This window comes from Salinimicrobium oceani, from assembly GCF_012037645.1.
This window is the reverse complement of record NZ_JAAVJR010000195.1, coordinates 1-636: the sequence shown is the minus strand read 5'-3', so window position 1 is coordinate 636 and position 636 is coordinate 1. Positions and strand designations below refer to the sequence as shown.

The 636-nt window shown below is 48.0% G+C and carries 1 protein-coding gene; it reads left to right on the top strand.

Features of this window, described 5'->3' with window-relative positions; translation table 11 throughout:
- The coding region (locus tag HC175_RS16220) for an efflux RND transporter permease subunit (RefSeq protein WP_168139435.1) at positions 1 to 636 on the top strand (636 nt) is incomplete at both ends.

Below are 636 nucleotides of genomic sequence, written 5' to 3'. Positions count from 1 at the left end.
GCTCCCCGCAGGATATCGAAGATCAGATCACTTATCCCCTAACCACCTCTTTGTTAGGTATTCCAGGGGTGGAATCTATTCGAAGTACCTCCATGTTCGGGTTTTCGAGTATCAACATCATCTTTAATGAAGATGTGGAATTTTACTGGTCCCGTACCAGGATTCTGGAAAAGATCAACTCTCTCCCTTCCGGACTATTGCCGCAGGATGCACAGCCAGCCCTCGGTCCTGATGCTACAGCTTTGGGCCAGGTCTTCTGGTACACGCTCGAAGGACGTGATCCCGAAGGAAATGTCACCGGCGGCTGGGATCTGCATGAGATAAGATCAATTCAGGATTATTACGTGAAACTCGGCCTTAGCGGAGTAGAAGGAGTTGCCGAGGTTGCCTCAGTAGGCGGATATGTTCGCGAATACCAGGTGGATGTAGATCCAGATGCCCTGCGCGCCTACAATGTAGGAATCGATCAGGTGATGATGGCGGTGAAAAATTCCAACAGGGATATTGGAGCCAAGACCATTGAGGTCAATAAGGTTGAATACCTCGTGCGGGGACTGGGTTATATAGAATCCCTCGAAGATATTGAAAATACTGTTGTTGCAGTTAATGAAAACACGCCTGTACTAATTTCTGATA